The sequence below is a fragment of the Pseudomonas sp. B15(2017) genome (genome assembly GCF_002113215.1).
Taxonomy (GTDB): Bacteria; Pseudomonadota; Gammaproteobacteria; order Pseudomonadales; family Pseudomonadaceae; genus Aquipseudomonas.
In genome coordinates this window covers 111,123-127,348 of the sequence record NZ_NEJZ01000010.1, presented here as the reverse complement: position 1 = coordinate 127,348, position 16,226 = coordinate 111,123, and the positions used below count along the sequence as shown (strand labels likewise).

Annotated in this window: 11 protein-coding genes; 9 read left to right on the top strand and 2 right to left on the bottom strand. The window is 61.2% G+C overall.

What is annotated here, in order from left to right; genetic code table 11:
* The first annotated feature begins 143 nt into the window (after positions 1-143).
* The 7 genes from CAF73_RS16375 (at position 144) to CAF73_RS16345 (ending at position 11,382) form a co-directional block, all read left to right on the top strand.
* The gene (locus tag CAF73_RS16375) at positions 144-794 is read left to right on the top strand and encodes an N-acetyltransferase (protein WP_007951503.1); all 651 of its coding nucleotides are present in this window, start codon (positions 144-146) and stop codon (positions 792-794) included.
* Between the two features lie 66 nt (positions 795-860).
* Positions 861-2,588, top strand: coding sequence for an autotransporter assembly complex family protein (locus CAF73_RS16370; RefSeq protein WP_085699065.1), 1,728 nt, complete (start codon positions 861-863; stop codon positions 2,586-2,588).
* Entirely contained in the window at positions 2,585-6,259 is a 3,675-nt protein-coding gene (locus CAF73_RS16365) for a translocation/assembly module TamB domain-containing protein (RefSeq protein WP_085703254.1), read from the top strand. The genes CAF73_RS16370 and CAF73_RS16365 overlap by 4 nt, the downstream gene beginning before the upstream one ends.
* A 279-nt stretch (positions 6,260-6,538) precedes the next feature.
* Positions 6,539-7,021: a MarR family winged helix-turn-helix transcriptional regulator gene (locus CAF73_RS16360; protein ID WP_085699069.1), complete on the top strand. Its 483-nt coding sequence runs from the start codon at positions 6,539-6,541 to the stop codon at positions 7,019-7,021.
* The gene (locus CAF73_RS16355) at positions 7,011-8,480 is read left to right on the top strand and encodes an efflux transporter outer membrane subunit (protein ID WP_085703253.1); all 1,470 of its coding nucleotides are present in this window, start codon (positions 7,011-7,013) and stop codon (positions 8,478-8,480) included. Before CAF73_RS16360 ends, CAF73_RS16355 begins: the two co-directional genes overlap by 11 nt.
* A gap of 15 nt (positions 8,481-8,495) precedes the next feature.
* Complete coding sequence (locus tag CAF73_RS16350; RefSeq protein WP_085699073.1) at positions 8,496-9,698, top strand: efflux RND transporter periplasmic adaptor subunit; 1,203 nt, start codon at positions 8,496-8,498, stop codon at positions 9,696-9,698.
* Between the two features lie 154 nt (positions 9,699-9,852).
* Positions 9,853-11,382, top strand: coding sequence for a DHA2 family efflux MFS transporter permease subunit (locus CAF73_RS16345; protein WP_085703252.1), 1,530 nt, complete (start codon positions 9,853-9,855; stop codon positions 11,380-11,382).
* A 152-nt stretch (positions 11,383-11,534) separates the two neighbouring features.
* On the opposite strand, the gene lpxH is transcribed toward CAF73_RS16345, so the two are convergent.
* Both lpxH and CAF73_RS16335 read right to left on the bottom strand, forming a co-directional pair.
* A complete protein-coding gene (lpxH, locus tag CAF73_RS16340; protein WP_085703251.1) occupies positions 11,535-12,290 on the bottom strand; it encodes a UDP-2,3-diacylglucosamine diphosphatase in 756 nt (251 codons plus the stop codon).
* Positions 12,287-12,793: a peptidylprolyl isomerase gene (locus CAF73_RS16335; protein ID WP_085690022.1), complete on the bottom strand. Its 507-nt coding sequence runs from the start codon at positions 12,791-12,793 to the stop codon at positions 12,287-12,289. The genes lpxH and CAF73_RS16335 overlap by 4 nt, the downstream gene beginning before the upstream one ends.
* Positions 12,794-13,043: 250 nt before the next feature.
* On the opposite strand from CAF73_RS16335, the gene CAF73_RS16330 reads away from it, so the two are divergent.
* Positions 13,044-14,744, top strand: a complete 1,701-nt coding sequence (locus CAF73_RS16330; RefSeq protein ID WP_085703250.1) for a glutamine--tRNA ligase/YqeY domain fusion protein — start codon at positions 13,044-13,046, stop codon at positions 14,742-14,744.
* Between the two features lie 20 nt (positions 14,745-14,764).
* Positions 14,765-16,147: a cysteine--tRNA ligase gene (gene cysS, locus CAF73_RS16325; RefSeq protein WP_085699081.1), complete on the top strand. Its 1,383-nt coding sequence runs from the start codon at positions 14,765-14,767 to the stop codon at positions 16,145-16,147.
* Positions 16,148-16,226 lie beyond the last annotated feature (79 nt).

The window sequence follows — 16,226 nt, the reverse complement described above, 5'->3', positions numbered from 1 at the left end:
GCTGACATGTAGGATCTGGGCCAGCGTGGCGGTAGTCCATATGCGCTGCTAATGTCTTTCGGGTGTGGGAACGATCCCTTCAGCCCAAGGCTCGTATAACAAGAACGGGGCCTGTCGAGTCCTGTCCAGGGAGAATCACCGTCATGCCTGAAACCCAAACTGCCATCGCCGACATCCACATGCTCGACCGCGGCTATTCCCGGGAAGCGCGATCCCTTCTTTATCAGGCGTATCGCCACGAGCCGACTTTCGCTTATCTGTTCGAGGCCGAACGTCCGGGTTACGAGCAGCGGGTGCGCGCGACGGTGCGGGAACTGGTCAAACAGCATTTCCTGCAGGATCTGCCGGCTATCGGCCTGTTGGTCAACGACCGTTTGATCGGCATCGCCCTGATCGCGCCGCCGCAACGGCGTCTGGGCGTCACCGAGAGTTGGGCCTGGCGTCTGCGCATGGTGCTGAGCACCGGTTTTCGCTGCACCCGCCGTTATCTGGAATACCACGCCGCTGTCGAAGCCTGCGTGCCGACCGACTCGGTGCACATGCTGCCGCTGCTCGGCGTGCACCCACAATTTCAGGGCAAGCATTTCGGCGAACAATTGTTGCAAGCGGTGCACAACTGGTGCGCGGTGGACGAAAGCTCCCAAGGCGTGATCCTCGACACCGGCAACCCGCGATATCTGGAGTTCTACAAGCGTCAGGGTTACGAAGAAATCGGCGAAGTCGCTGTCGGCCCGGTGCGCGAGCACGTGTTTTTCCATGCCAACCCGCAGGTGTTACAAACTGCAACGGGATAACCATCGAACTTTTTCGGAAATTTCCTCTTCTATCACGCTCCCAAGCCCGTGATAGCATCCGCGCCTATGAAGTTTCCAGGAAGATTTACCAGTGGCGTGCTCATGCTGTTAACCAGCTGCGCGGCGCTGGCGCAAAGTGAATTGGATGTGCGGATCAAACCGTCCAACGATGAACTGAAAGCCAATATAGAAGGCTATATCGGCAGCCTCGGCGATCGTGACGAAGAAGCCTTGCAGCGCTTCAGTCGCGGCGCCGAAGAACAGGCGCGCAAGGCCGCCCAGGCCTTGGGCTATTACCAGCCGCAGATCGAAAGTGACGTCAAGGGCGGCGAAAAACCGCGACTAGTGCTGAACATCGATCCCGGCGAGCCGATCCGCCTGCGTAACGTGACCGTGCGCATCGACGGCCCGGCGGCCTCCCTCAAATCCTTTCGAGTCCCGAAAAGCGACGTGCTCAAGCCCGGCGCGGTGCTCAACCATGGGCGTTACGAAGACGCCAAGCGCCTGATTCAGAACCAGGCTTCGCGCTATGGCTTCTTCAGCGGTCGTTTCACCAGTCAGAAATTGATGGTCGATCCCCGCGCCGGGGTCGCCGACGTCGAACTGATCTACGAAAGCGGCCCGCGTTATGCGCTGGGCAAAGTCAGTTTTGAAGGCGACACACCGTTCGATGAAGACCTGCTGCAACGCATGGTGCCGTTCAAGGCCGGCGAGCCGTATGATTCCGAGCTGATCGCCGAACTCAACCGCGACTTGCAATCGAGCGGTTACTTCGAAGGCGTGCGGGTTGACGCCGCGCCGACCGCCGCGAAAAACGACGTGATCCCGGTGGACGTCAAACTCGATACCCGCAAGCCGCGCACCATGGGCCTGGGTCTTGGTTATTCCACCGACGTCGGCCCGCGAATCAAGGCCAACTGGACCCGTCACTGGGTCAATCCGCAGGGCGACAGTTATGGCTGGGAGGCCGAACTGTCCGCGCCACGGCAGAACGTCGGCCTGTTTTACGACATCCCGCTCGACCCGCCGCTGACCGACAAGCTGCGCTGGGCCGGCGGTTATCAATACGAGGACATCGACGGCTCCGACACCCTGAGCAAGCTGCTGACTTTCGGCCCGGAATGGCACAGCAAACTGCCGAGCGGCTGGCAGCGGGTCATCTCTTTGAAATGGCAGCGCGAGGAATACCAGCTCGGCGACGACTCCGGCCTGAGCACCTTGCTGATGCCCGGCGTCAGCTATTCCTACCTCAAGAGCGACAACCGCATCGATCCGCACAATGGCTATCGCCTGACCTTCGAAAGCAAAGTGGCAAAAGAAGGCCTCGGCTCGGACAACAACCTGGTTTACGGCACGGCGCTGGTCAAAGGCTTGACCACCGTGTTCGACAAGCACCGTTTGCTCGGTCGGGTGCAGGTCGGCGGCAGCGCCACCAACGGCTATAAATCGGTGCCGCCGTCGCTGCGCTTCTTCGCCGGTGGCGATCAGAGCGTGCGCGGTTACGACTATCAGAGCCTGTCCCCGGAGAACTCCGAAGGCGACCGCATCGGCGGGCGCTACATGGTGGCCGGCAGCGTCGAATACCAATACTCGATTGCCGAGAAGTGGCGCGTGGCGACCTTCGTCGATCAGGGCAACTCCTTCAACAAACTCGAACTGCCGAACCTCAAGACCGGGGTCGGTATCGGTGTGCGCTGGGTCTCGCCGGTGGGGCCGATCCGCCTCGACCTGGCCCACGCGCTGGACGACGATGGCGGCATCCGGCTGCACTTTTCCATGGGGCCTGAGCTGTGAAGCGTGGTTTGAAAATGTCGGCGCTGGCGCTGTTGTCGCTGGTGTTGCTGATGGTATTGAGTATTGCCGTTGTGCTCGGAACGCAGGCCGGCAGCCGTTGGGTGTTGGGACTGGTTCCGGGCTTGAGCGTCGACAATTTCCAGGGTCGCCTCGGCGGGCAGTGGAGCGCCGATCACCTGTTGTGGCAGCAGGACACCAGCCGCGTCGAACTGGACAAGCCGATCTTCGAATGGTCGCCGCTGTGCCTGACGCGCATGACGCTATGCATCGAACAGCTCAAGGCCGATACCGTCAGCCTGCAATTTCCGCCGAGCGAAGAAGTCACCGAAAGCGGTCCGATCAAACTTCCTGATCTGCAATTGCCCGTGGCCATCGAGTTGGGCGACGTGCAGGTCGGCAGTCTGCTGTTCAACGGCAGTGAAGAGCTCAAAGGCCTGCAACTGGCGGCGCACTGGACCGCCAAAGGCCTGCAGATCGACAGCGTGAAACTGCAGCGTGACGACTTGAGCCTGAATCTGTCCGGTCTGTTGCAACCGACCGGCAACTGGCCGCTGAACATCGCCGGTGATCTGACCTTGCCGTCGCCGGCTCCCGAGCCGTGGACGCTGGCGCTGAAAATCGACGGCGACCTGCTGAAAACCCTCAACCTGCACGCCGACAGCCGTGGCTACCTCGACGGCCAGTTGAGCGGCGAGCTGCAACCGCTGGTGGAAAACCTGCCGGCCAAAGTGCGGATCACCTCGGAGGCGTTCAAGCCGAGCGCCGATCTGCCGGACACCCTGCAATTCAATCAACTGGTATTGACCGGCGAAGGCGACCTGAAAAACGGTTACCAATTGCTCGGCAATGCGACGCTGCCTGCCGAGAAAGGTCCGGTGGCGTTGCTGCTCAAAGGCAAGGTCGACGCCAACGGCGCGCAGATCGCCGGCCTCGATCTGACGGCCAGCGACAAACAAAGCCTCAAGCTCACCGGCAATGTCGACTGGAGCAAAGGCCTCAGTGCCCAGGCCAATATCAACTGGCTGGATTTTCCGTGGCACCGGCTCTATCCGGAGATCGACGAGCCGCAGATCACGTTGCGTACCTTCACCGGCGAAGTCTCCTACACCGACGGTCAATACATTGGTAACTTTGCCGCCGCTGCAGATGGGCCGGCGGGGGCGTTCACCCTGAGCAGTCCGTTCAGCGGCAATCTCAAGCAGATCTTCCTGCCACAGCTGAAACTCGAAGCCGGGCAGGGCAAGGCCGAAGGCCATGTGAACGTGCAGTTCGCCGATGGCATCGCCTGGGACACCGCGCTGGAACTGTCGGCGCTCAACCCGGCGTATTGGGTCGCGGAATTGCCGGGCACGCTGGCCGGCCCATTGAAGAGCAAAGGCGAAATGAAGAACGAGCGCCTGAGCCTGAATGCCGACCTCGATCTGAAAGGCAAACTGCGCGGCCAGCCGGCGATCCTGCAAGCCAAGGCCGACGGCGCCGGCGAGCAGTGGAATCTGAATGCTCTGCAAATCCGTCTCGGCGACAACAGCATCAACGGCAAGGGCAGCCTGCAACAGAAGCTTGCCGGGCAGATCGATATCAAGCTGCCGCGTCTGGCCCAGCTCTGGCCGCAGTTGCGCGGGCAGATCAACGGTCGAGTCGATGTCGCCGGTACGCTGAAAGCACCGCAAGGCAAGCTCGACCTGCAAGGCTCGCAACTGGTGTTCCAGGACAACCGCCTGCAAAGCCTCAACCTCGATGCCACCCTCGACAGCGCGCAGCGGGCGAAAATCGATCTGAAGGGTAGCGGCATCCAGGCTGGCGACACGAACCTGGGTGTGTTGACCGTCAGCGCTCAGGGCGATATCAAAAATCAGAAGCTCAACCTCGACCTGCTCGGGCCGAGGCTGAAACTCGCGCTGGGGCTGGACGGCAACCTGGACAAAGGCAACTGGCGCGGGCGTCTGGCCAGCGGCGATATCCAGGCCGGCGGTCAGGACTGGAAGCTGCAAAACCCGGCGAAACTCGAACGTCTGGCCGACGGCAAGATCAACTTCGGCGCCCATTGCTGGATGTCCGGCAATGCCAGCCTGTGTGGCGAAGATCAGCGGTTGATGCCGGAGCCGAAGCTGCGTTACCACCTCAAGCAGTTTCCGATCGAAAGCCTCGCGCAATGGTTGCCGAAGGATTTCGCCTGGCAGGGCAAGCTCAATGCCGACCTGCAACTGGACCTGCCGGCCAGCGGCCCGAACGGCCAGATCAGCGTGGATGCCAGCGGTGGCACTTTGCGCATGAAGGAAAAGGATCAGTGGGTCGACTTCCCGTACCAGACCCTCAAGCTGACCAGCAAACTCACGCCCAAACGCATTGACACTGACCTCAATTTCGTCGGTGGCAAACTCGGTGAGTTGATGGTGCAGGCGCAGATCAATCCGCTGCCGAAGAACAAGCCACTCAGCGGTTCATTCCGTCTCAGCGGGCTGGACCTGTCGGTGGCGCGGCCGTTTGTGCCAATGGTCGAAAAACTTACCGGGCGCCTCAATGGCAGCGGCACGATTTCCGGCGGGCTGCTCGCGCCGCTGGTCAACGGCACCGTGCAACTCAGCGACGGCGAAGTGTCCGGGCCGGAGCTGCCGATCGAACTGCAAGCGTTGCAACTGCAGGCCGTGATCGCGGGAGAATCCGTGCAACTGAACGGCAGCTGGAAAAGCGGCAAGAGCGGGCAGGGCAGTCTGAGCGGCAACATCGCCTGGGGTCAGGCGCTGATGGTGGATCTGGCGCTCAAGGGTACGCAACTGCCGGTGACCGTCGAGCCCTACGCCAAGCTTGAAATGGCGCCGGACCTGAAGATTTCCATGGCCGGCGATGAACTGGCGATTGCCGGCAAGGTGCTGGTGCCCCGAGGCGAAATCACCGTGCGCGAGCTGCCGCCATCGACGGTGAAAGTCAGCGATGACACGATCATCGTCGGCGCGCAGACCGAAGAGGGCAAACCACCGATGGCCATGAAGATGGACATCGACGTGGTGGTCGGCGAGGACAAACTGAGCTTCGCCGGGTTCGGCCTGACCGCCAACCTGCAAGGTCACGTGCACATCGGCGACAACATGGACACCCGTGGCGAACTGTGGCTCAACGACGGTCGCTACCGCGCCTATGGTCAGCGCCTGACGGTGCGTCGCGCGCGTCTGCTGTTTGCCGGGCCGATCGATCAGCCGTATCTGGACATCGAAGCGATTCGCCAGACTGACGACGTGATCGCCGGTATTCGACTGAGCGGCAGCGCCGAGCAGCCGACTACGCAGATTTTTTCCGAACCGGCGATGAGCCAGGAGCAGGCGCTGTCCTATCTGGTGCTGGGGCGTCCGCTGAGCACCACCGGCGAGGACAACAACATGCTCGCGCAGGCGGCGCTCGGTCTGGGTCTGATGGGCAGTTCCGGGGTCACCAGCAGTCTGGCCAGTGATCTGGGCATTCAGGACTTCCAACTCGACACCCAGGGCAGCGGCAACACCACCAGCGTGGTGGCCAGCGGCAATATCTCGGAGAAGCTCAGTTTGCGTTATGGCGTCGGTGTGTTCGAACCGGCCAATACCATTGCCTTGCGTTACAAACTGAGCAAGAAGGTCTACCTCGAAGCCGCCAGCGGCGTGGCCAGTTCGCTGGACATCTTCTACAAGCGGGATTTCTAGCCCGCTTTTTCCATCGCCGGATTGCCTGATCGTCCCCACGCCCAAACACCTGATCGTTCCCACGCTCCGCGTGGGAATGCCTCAATGGACGCTCCGCGTCCGCTGTTGAATGGGACGCGTAGCGTCCCGGGCTGCATGCCCACGCAGAGCGTGGGAACGATCTCGTGCGGTCAGTTATCGCCTAATTACAAAGCAGCCTAACTATTGCGTTGACATTCGCTGCCTAGGCAGTAACATCTCGACATACATTCACTGCCTAGGCAGTTATTAGGTGCGTACATGAAGCATTTCACCCCGGATGAATTCAAGCATTGTCACCTCGGCCTGTTGCTCGGCCGTGCAGCCTTGCTCAAGGACAGGATCATCGACACCCACATGGAACCCCACGGCATCACTGCCGCGCAGTTCAAGGTGTTGATCATCATGGCCCAGTACGGCGTCGACACCCCGGCCGAGCTGTGTCGGCACCTGTCGCTGGACAGCGGTTCGATGACCCGCATGCTCGACCGTCTGGAGCAGAAAGACTTCCTGATCCGCCAGCGCAGCGAAGGCGATCGTCGTCAGGTGCAGTTGAAGCTCACCGGGCAAGGTCAGGCGCTGGCCGATCGTCTGCCGCACATCGGTGCCGACGCCATGAATGAGCTGGCCGGCGCGATTACTCCGGATGAGTTGAAAACCCTGGAATACATCCTCAAGAAAATTTTGCTGGCGGCCGGTGACCCGATCACCATCCAGCGGCTAGGTGAACACAATGAGCGGTAAAACCTTGCGCAGCAGCCTGACACTGGTGCTGTCGGCGATGATCCTCGCCGGTTGCGCCAACTACAGCGGCCTCGATACCCATGGCAAAAACCTTGATGCGAAAGACCTTAAGGTCGGCCAATCCCTCAATGGCGTGACACTGTCGCCGGCCGCGTGGCCGAAAAGCGACTGGTGGACCAGCCTCGGCGATCCGCAGCTCGACGGTCTGATCCGCGAGGCCCTGAAAGACAGCCCGGACATGCAGATCGCCGACGCCCGTGCCCATCAGGCCAGCGCCGCCGCGTATGCCGCTGATGCCGAGCGCTATCCGACCCTCGACGCCAGCGCAGGCATCAGCCGTTCGCGTCTGGCCAAGGATCAGGACCCGCGAGGGCAGGGCGATGCCTACGCCACCACGCGCAACATCAGCGCCGGCTTCAATTACAACTTCGACCTGTGGGGCGGTCAGCGCGATGCCTGGGAAGCCGCACTCGGTCAGGCCCGTGCCGCCGAAGTCGACCGTCAGGCCGCGCAGTTGACCCTGGCTGCCGACGTGGCCCGGGCCTACAGCGATCTGGGTCAGGCGCATATCGTTTATGACCTGGCCAACGAAGACCTCAAGCGCACCAAGCAGATGCTCGACCTGAGTCAGCGTCGTTTGAGCTCCGGGATCGACAGTCAGTACCAGTTCCAGCAGACCCAAAGTTTGGAAGCCAGCTCCGAAGCCAGCCTGATCGACGCCGAAAAGCGCCTGAACAGCGCAAAAATCGCTTTGGCGGTACTGCTCGGCAAAGGCCCGGATCGCGCCAGCGAAATCGCCCGGCCGAAAGTCCTGCAAGCCAGCGCCGTCGCGCTGCCATCGGTGCTGCCGGCCGAACTGCTGGGCCGTCGCCCGGATCTGGTTGCCGCGCGCTGGCGTGTCGAGGCGGCGAGCAAGGACATCGACTCAGCCAAGACCCGCTTCTATCCCAACTTGAACCTGTCGGCTTCCGCCGGTGCCGAATCCTTGTTGGGGGACGCGATGTTCGGTTCCGCCAGTCGCTTCTTCAACATTGCCCCGACGATTTCGGTGCCGATCTTCGATGGCGGACGCCTGCGCGCCAACCTCGATGCCCGCGACGCCGACTACGACCTCGCCGTGGCGCAGTACAACAAAAACCTGGTGAAAGCCTTGGGCGATGTCAGCGACACGATCAACCAGTTGCGTGATATCGGCCGGCAGATCGGCGCCCAGCAGCACGCGACCGAGATTGCCCAGGACTCTTACAACACCGTCGTCCAGCGTTACGGTTCCGGCATCGGCAACTACCTGGACGTGCTCAGCATCGAGCAGCAATTGCTGCAGGCCCAGCGTCAGCTGGCCAACCTGAATGCCGAGCAGATCGACCTGTCGATTCAACTGATGCAAGCGCTGGGCGGCGGCTTCCAGGGGCAAACCCTGACCGCAGCCAACGCCACCCCAGCCACGCCGCACAACTAATTCAAGGTATTTGTCATGGCCACTGCCGAAAACACACAAGCTCAAGACAACGCCCAGGACACTGGCAATCCGCGCAAACGCAAGGTGATGCTGCTGGTGCTGGCCGTTGTGGTTGCCCTCGCCGGTGCCGGTGTCTGGGCGTATCACGAATTCATCGGGCGCTGGAGCGAAAGCACCGACGACGCCTACGTCAACGGCAACGTGGTGGAAATCACCCCGCTGGTGACCGGCACCGTGGTCAGCATCGGCGCCGACGATGGCGATCTGGTTCAGGAAGGCCAGGTGCTGATCAACTTCGACCCGAACGACGCCGAAGTCGGCCTGCAAAGTGCCAAGGCCAATCTGGCCCGCACCGTGCGTCAGGTGCGCGGTCTGTACAGCAACGTCGACGGCATGAAGGCTCAGGTCAACGCGCAACAGGCCGAAGTGCAGAAAGCCCAGGACAACTTCAACCGGCGGAAAAATCTCGCGGCCGGCGGGGCGATTTCCCAGGAAGAACTGTCCCACGCCCGCGATGACCTGACCTCGGCACAGAACGCTCTGGCCAATGCCAAACAGCAACTGAAAACCACCAGCGCGCTGGTCGATGACACTGTGGTTTCCTCGCACCCGGACGTGATGGCCGCCGCCGCGCAACTGCGTCAGGCCTACCTGACCAACGCTCGCAGCACCTTGATTGCGCCGGTTACCGGTTATGTCGCCAAACGTACCGTGCAACTCGGCCAGCGTGTGCAGCCGGGCACCGCACTGATGGCGGTGATTCCACTGGATCAGCTGTGGATCGACGCCAACTTCAAGGAAACCCAGCTGCGTGACATGCGCATTGGCCAACCGGTGGAGATCGAGTCGGACATCTACGGCAGCGACGTGAAGTTCAGCGGCACTGTCGACAGCCTCGGCGCAGGCACCGGCAGCGCGTTCGCTCTGTTGCCGGCGCAGAACGCCACCGGTAACTGGATCAAGATCGTGCAACGGGTGCCGGTACGGATTCACGTCAACGCCGAAGAACTGGCCAAACACCCGCTGCGCGTCGGTCTGTCGACCAATGTCGAGGTCAACCTGCATGACCAGAGCGGCCCGGTACTGGCCCAGCAGCCGCCGCAAAAAGCTTCGTTCAGCACCAACGTCTACGACCGTCAATTGGCCGAAGCCGACGCGATGATCACCCAATTGATCCACGACAACAGCGCGGCGGTCAGCAAGACCGCGCAACGCTGATCCCTTCCCCTGTGGGAACGAGCTTGCTCGCGAGAGCGGTGTGTCATTCAGCATTGATTTATCGGACAGACCGCCATCGCGAGCAAGCTCGCTCCCACAAAGGTTACTGCGTCTGTAACAAGCGCGGCACCCGCCGAGTTCCAAAGGATTCGCGATGAGCAATAACGCCTCTTTTTCGCCGCCCAGCCTGTTGCTCAGCACCATCGGCCTGTCGCTGGCGACCTTTATGCAGGTGCTCGATACCACCATCGCCAACGTGGCGCTGCCGACCATTTCCGGCAACCTCGGCGTGAGTTCGGAGCAGGGCACCTGGGTCATCACCTCGTTCGCCGTGAGCAACGCCATCGCGCTGCCGCTCACCGGCTGGCTGAGCCGTCGCTTCGGCGAGGTGAAGCTGTTTCTGTGGGCGACCATCCTGTTTGTGCTGGCTTCGTTCCTCTGCGGTATTTCCACCTCGATGCCGGAACTGATCGGTTTTCGCGTGCTGCAAGGCCTGGTGGCCGGGCCGTTGTACCCGATGACCCAGACACTGTTGATTGCGGTCTATCCGCCAGCAAGGCGGGGCATGGCCTTGGCGTTGCTGGCGATGGTCACGGTGGTGGCGCCCATCGCCGGGCCGATCCTCGGCGGCTGGATTACCGACAGTTACAGCTGGCCTTGGATCTTCTTCATCAACGTGCCGATCGGGATCTTCGCGGTGATGGTGGTGCGCCAGCAGCTGGCCAAGCGCCCGGTGGTCACCAGTCGTCAGCCAATGGATTACGTCGGGCTGATCACGCTGATCATCGGCGTGGGCGCCTTGCAGGTGATCCTCGACAAGGGCAATGACCTGGACTGGTTCGAATCGAACTTCATCATCATCGGCGCGGCGATTTCGGTGATTGCGCTGGCGGTGTTCGTGATCTGGGAAATGACCGACCAGCATCCGGTGGTCAATCTGCGGCTGTTTGCCTATCGCAACTTCCGCATCGGCACGCTGGTGCTGGTGTTGGGGTATGCCGGATTCTTCGGCATCAACCTGATCTTGCCGCAGTGGTTGCAGACCCAGATGGGTTACACCGCGACCTGGGCCGGGCTGGCGGTGGCGCCGATCGGCATTCTGCCGGTGCTGCTGTCACCGTTTGTCGGCAAGTACGCGCACAAGTTCGACCTGCGCCTGCTGGCCGGTCTGGCGTTCCTGGCGATCGGCCTGAGCTGCTTCATGCGTGCCGAATTCACCAACGAGGTGGATTTCCAGCACATCGCCCTGGTGCAGCTGTTCATGGGGATTGGGGTGGCGCTGTTCTTCATGCCGACCTTGAGCATTCTGATGTCGGATCTACCGCCAAGTCAGATTGCCGATGGCGCCGGTCTGGCGACGTTCCTGCGGACATTGGGCGGCAGCTTTGCGGCGTCGTTGACGACATGGATCTGGATTCGCCGGGCGGATCAGCATCATGCCTATATGAGCGAGAGCATCAGCACCTTCGAACCAGCGACTCGCGAGACCTTGCATTCGCTGGGGGGCGCGAGCCAATCGGCGTATGCGCAGATGGATCAGATTCTCACCAGTCAGGCGTATATGCTCTCCACCGTGGATTACTTCACGCTGCTCGGTTGGGGCTTTATGGGGTTGATTCTGATTGTGTGGCTGGCGAAACCGCCGTTTGCTGCCAAGGCAGGCCCGGCCGCCAGCGGTCACTAAGTCAGGCAGATCGTTCCCACGTCGAGGCGTCGAACCGTCTGCGTGGGAATGCAGCCCGGGACGCTCCGCGTCCCATGCCGAAGCGGACGCGGAGCGTCCATTGAGGCATTCCCACGCAGAGCGTGGGAACGATCAACTAAGTCCGGGAACGATCAGGCGGTGGCAGGGGCGGGTAATGCTGGCGGTGGCGCAAAGTCAAAGGGCGCCAACGCAAACCCGTTCTCATCCACCTGCAATGCCCAACCCTGACGATCCCAATCCCCCAGCACAATCCGCTTCGCCGCCTGATCGCCGATCTGCAACTTGTGGATCGCCGGGCGATGGGTGTGCCCGTGAACCAGGGTTTTCACTCCGTATTCCTGCATGATCCGCGGAATTTCCTGCGGCGTGACATCGACGATGTCATTGGCCTTCATCCGTGTCTGCGCGCGGCTTTCGCTGCGCAACTTGCGGGCGAGCTTGTGGCGGGTGCGCAAGGGCAGGTTGCGCAGGATGAACAGGCTGAGCGGGTTGCGCAGATAACGGCGCAGCTTCATATAGTCTTCGTCGCGGGTGCACAGGCTGTCGCCGTGCATCAGCAATACCGGTTCGCCGTAAAACTGCACGACACTCGGGTCCTTCAACAGCGTGCAGCCGGCCTGTTTGCAAAAGGCCTTGCCGAGCATGAAGTCGCGATTGCCGTGCATCAGAAATATGGCCGTGCCGCTGTCGCTGAGTTCGCGCAGGGCCTGGCAGATGGAACGCTGGAAGGGGGTCATGGCGTCGTCGCCAATCCACGCTTCGAAGAAGTCGCCCAGAATGTACAACGCACTCGCCGAGCGGGCGCGTCCGGCGAGCAAATCCAGAAACGCCCGGGTAATGTCCGGGCGCTCCTCTTCCAGATGCAAGTCTGAAATCAGCAATATCACGCTTCGATGATCTCGGCTTTCTCGATGATCACGTCGTCTGCCGGTACGTCCTGGTGGCCTGCCTTGGACGTGGTGGAAACGCCTTCGATCTTGTCGACAACGTCGGTGCCCGCAACCACTTTACCGAACACGGCATAACCCCAGCCCTGAGCGGTCTTGGCGGTGTGGTTCAGGAAGCTGTTGTCGGAGGCGTTGATGAAGAACTGCGCCGAAGCCGAATGCGGGTCCATGGTACGGGCCATGGCGATGGTGTACTTGTCGTTCTTCAGACCGTTGTCGGCTTCGTTCTGGATGCTCGGGCTCTTGTCTTTCTTTTCTTTCATGCCTGGCTCGAAACCGCCGCCCTGGATCATGAAACCTTTGATGACGCGGTGGAACACGACGTTCTCGTAGTGACCCTTTTTAACGTACTCGATGAAGTTGGCGGTGGTGACCGGCGCCTTTTCAGCGTCCAGTTGCAGGACGATGTCACCGAAGTTGGTGGTCAATTTAACTTGAGTCATGATCGCTACTCTTTATAAGGAATTCGTGGGTATTGGGACATTTCGGCCCCGTACCGGTTCAGCCCCTGAGGGCCAAGGTGCGCAGTTTAGCGTGACAGGCGCGAATTTCGAGGCTGTTTTTCAAAACCCGGCGATTAAATGCATTCCTTTTAAGCCCCGCTCTGTCAGGGGCTTGACAGCATCGGCTATGATAGCGGCTTTGTTTTGTCAGGCCCGTGTCCCGGCCGCGCACTGTACGTTCAAGGATCCTATGAGCAAGCCCACTGTCGACCCTACCTCGAATTCCAAGACCGGCCCCGTTACGCCGGTCAATTTCCTGCGCCCGATCATCCAGGCGGACCTGGACTCGGGTAAGCACACGCAGATCGTCACCCGTTTCCCGCCTGAGCCCAATGGTTACCTGCACATCGGTCACGCCAAGTCGATCTGTGTGAACTTCGGCCTGGCCCAGGAGTTCGGCGGCGTCACTCACCTGCGTTTCGACGACACCAACCCGGCCAAGGAAGACCAGGAATACATCGACGCGATCGAAAGCGACGTCAAATGGCTGGGCTTCGAATGGTCCGGCGAAGTGCGCTATGCCTCGCAATACTTCGACCAGCTGCACGACTGGGCCGTCGAGCTGATCAAGGCCGGCAAGGCCTACGTCGACGACCTGACGCCTGAGCAGGCCAAGGAGTACCGCGGCAGCCTGACCGAACCTGGCAAGAACAGCCCGTTCCGCGACCGTTCGGTGGAAGAGAACCTGGACTGGTTCGCCCGCATGCGCGCCGGCGAGTTCCCGGACGGTGCCCGTGTGCTGCGCGCCAAGATCGACATGGCCTCGCCGAACATGAACCTGCGCGACCCGATCATGTACCGCATCCGCCACGCCCATCACCACCAGACCGGTGACAAGTGGTGCATCTACCCGAACTACGACTTCACCCACGGTCAGTCGGACGCCATCGAAGGCATCACTCACTCGATCTGCACCCTGGAGTTCGAAAGCCATCGTCCGCTGTACGAGTGGTTCCTCGACGCACTGCCAGTGCCGGCGCACCCGCGTCAGTACGAGTTCAGCCGTCTGAACCTCAACTACACCATCACCAGCAAGCGCAAGCTCAAGCAACTGGTTGACGAGAAACACGTCAACGGCTGGGACGATCCGCGCATGTCGACGCTGTCGGGCTTCCGCCGCCGTGGCTACACCCCGGCGTCGATCCGCAACTTCTGCGAGATGATCGGCACCAACCGTTCCGACGGCGTGGTCGACTTCGGCATGCTCGAGTTCAGCATCCGTCAGGACCTGGACGCGAACGCCCCGCGCGCCATGTGCGTGCTGCGTCCGTTGAAAGTCGTGATCACCAACTATCCGCAAGACCAGGTCGAGAACCTCGAACTGCCGCGTCATCCGCAGAAAGAAGAACTCGGCGTGCGCCAGCTGCCGTTCGCCCGTGAAATCTACATCGACCGCGATGACTTCATGGAAGAGCCGCCAAAAGGCTACAAGCGCCTGGAGCCGAACGGTGAAGTGCGTCTGCGCGGCAGCTACGTGATCCGTGCCGACGAAGCGATCAAGGACGCCGACGGCAACATCGTCGAACTGCGTTGCTCGTACGATCCGGACACCCTGGGCAAGAACCCTGAAGGCCGCAAGGTCAAGGGCGTGATCCACTGGGTGCCGGCCGCTGCCAGCATCGAGTGCGAAGTGCGTCTGTACGATCGCCTGTTCCGTTCTCCGAACCCGGAGAAGGCCGAAGACAGCGCGAGTTTCCTGGACAACATCAACCCTGACTCACTGCAAGTGCTGACCGGTTGTCGTGCTGAGCCTTCGCTGGGCAATGCACAGCCGGAAGACCGTTTCCAGTTCGAGCGTGAAGGCTACTTCGTCGCGGATATCAAGGACTCGAAACCCGGTCAGCCGGTATTCAACCGTACCGTGACCCTGCGTGATTCGTGGGGCCAGTGATCAAGTCTTAAGGAAACACCGTGCTTACGATCTACAACACGCTCACCAAGAGCAAAGAAGTCTTCAAGCCGCTGGATGGCAACAAGGTGCGCATGTACGTCTGCGGGATGACCGTGTACGACTACTGCCACCTGGGCCACGGCCGCAGCATGGTCGCGTTCGACCTGGTGACCCGCTGGTTGCGGTTCAGCGGTTATGACCTGACCTACGTGCGCAACATCACCGACATCGACGACAAGATCATCAACCGGGCCAACGAGAACGGCGAGTCGTTCGAAGCGTTGACCGAACGCATGATCGCGGCGATGCACGAAGACGAAGCGCGCCTGAACATCCAGAAGCCGGACATGGAACCGCGCGCCACGGATCACATCCCTGGCATGCACGCGATGATCCAGACCCTGATCGACAAGGGCTTCGCCTACGCCCCGGGCAATGGCGACGTGTACTACCGCGTCGGCAAGTTCATGGGCTACGGCAAGCTTTCGCGCAAGAAGATCGAAGACCTGCGCATCGGTGCGCGGATTGAAGTCGACGAAGCCAAGGAAGATCCTCTGGACTTCGTGCTGTGGAAAGGCGTCAAGCCGGGCGAGCCGAGCTGGGAGTCGCCGTGGGGCGCCGGGCGTCCGGGCTGGCACATCGAGTGCTCGGTGATGTCCACCTGCTGCCTCGGTGAGACTTTCGACATTCATGGCGGCGGCAGCGACCTCGAGTTTCCGCACCACGAAAACGAAATCGCCCAGAGCGAAGCGGCCACCGGCAAGACCTACGCCAACGCGTGGATGCATTGCGGCATGATCCGTATCAATGGCGAGAAGATGTCCAAGTCGTTGAACAACTTCTTCACCATTCGCGACGTGCTCGACAAGTACCACCCGGAAGTCGTGCGTTATCTGCTGGTGTCGAGCCACTACCGCAGCGCGATCAACTACTCGGAAGACAACCTCAAGGACGCCAAGGGCGCACTGGAGCGTTTCTACCACGCGTTGAAAGGCCTGCCGAACGTGGCGCCGGCTGGCGGCGAAGCGTTCGTCGAGCGTTTCACCACGGTGATGAACGACGACTTCGGCACCCCGGAAGCCTGCGCGGTGCTGTTCGAGATGGTCCGTGAGATCAACCGTCTGCGCGAGAGCGATCTCGATGCCGCGGCCGGTCTGGCGGCGCGCCTGAAAGAACTGGCCAGCGTGCTCGGTGTGTTGCAGCTCGAGGCCGATGACTTCCTGCAGGCCGGCGCCGAAGGGCGTGTCGATGCAGCTGAAGTCGAGGCGCTGATCGCTGCGCGTCTGGCGGCACGTGCCGGCAAGGACTGGGCTGAATCCGACCGCATCCGTGACCAGCTCACCGCCATGGGCGTGGTGCTGGAAGACGGCAAGGGCGGCACGACCTGGCGTCTGGCTGACTGATTGCTGCGCCTGTTACAAACAAAACCCGCCTTGTGCGGGTTTTTGTTTTTCTGACGGCGTGATCGTTCCCACGCAGAGC

Coding starts and splice junctions, on each gene's coding strand:
- CAF73_RS16355 (WP_085703253.1), top strand. CDS start 7,011: ATGAGCGGTAAAACCTTGCGCAGCAGCCTGACACTGGTGCTGTCGGCG.
- CAF73_RS16330 (WP_085703250.1), top strand. CDS start 13,044: ATGAGCAAGCCCACTGTCGACCCTACCTCGAATTCCAAGACCGGCCCC.
- CAF73_RS16345 (WP_085703252.1), top strand. CDS start 9,853: ATGAGCAATAACGCCTCTTTTTCGCCGCCCAGCCTGTTGCTCAGCACC.
- CAF73_RS16360 (WP_085699069.1), top strand. CDS start 6,539: ATGAAGCATTTCACCCCGGATGAATTCAAGCATTGTCACCTCGGCCTG.
- CAF73_RS16350 (WP_085699073.1), top strand. CDS start 8,496: ATGGCCACTGCCGAAAACACACAAGCTCAAGACAACGCCCAGGACACT.
- CAF73_RS16375 (WP_007951503.1), top strand. CDS start 144: ATGCCTGAAACCCAAACTGCCATCGCCGACATCCACATGCTCGACCGC.
- CAF73_RS16370 (WP_085699065.1), top strand. CDS start 861: ATGAAGTTTCCAGGAAGATTTACCAGTGGCGTGCTCATGCTGTTAACC.
- CAF73_RS16335 (WP_085690022.1), bottom strand. CDS start 12,793: ATGACTCAAGTTAAATTGACCACCAACTTCGGTGACATCGTCCTGCAA.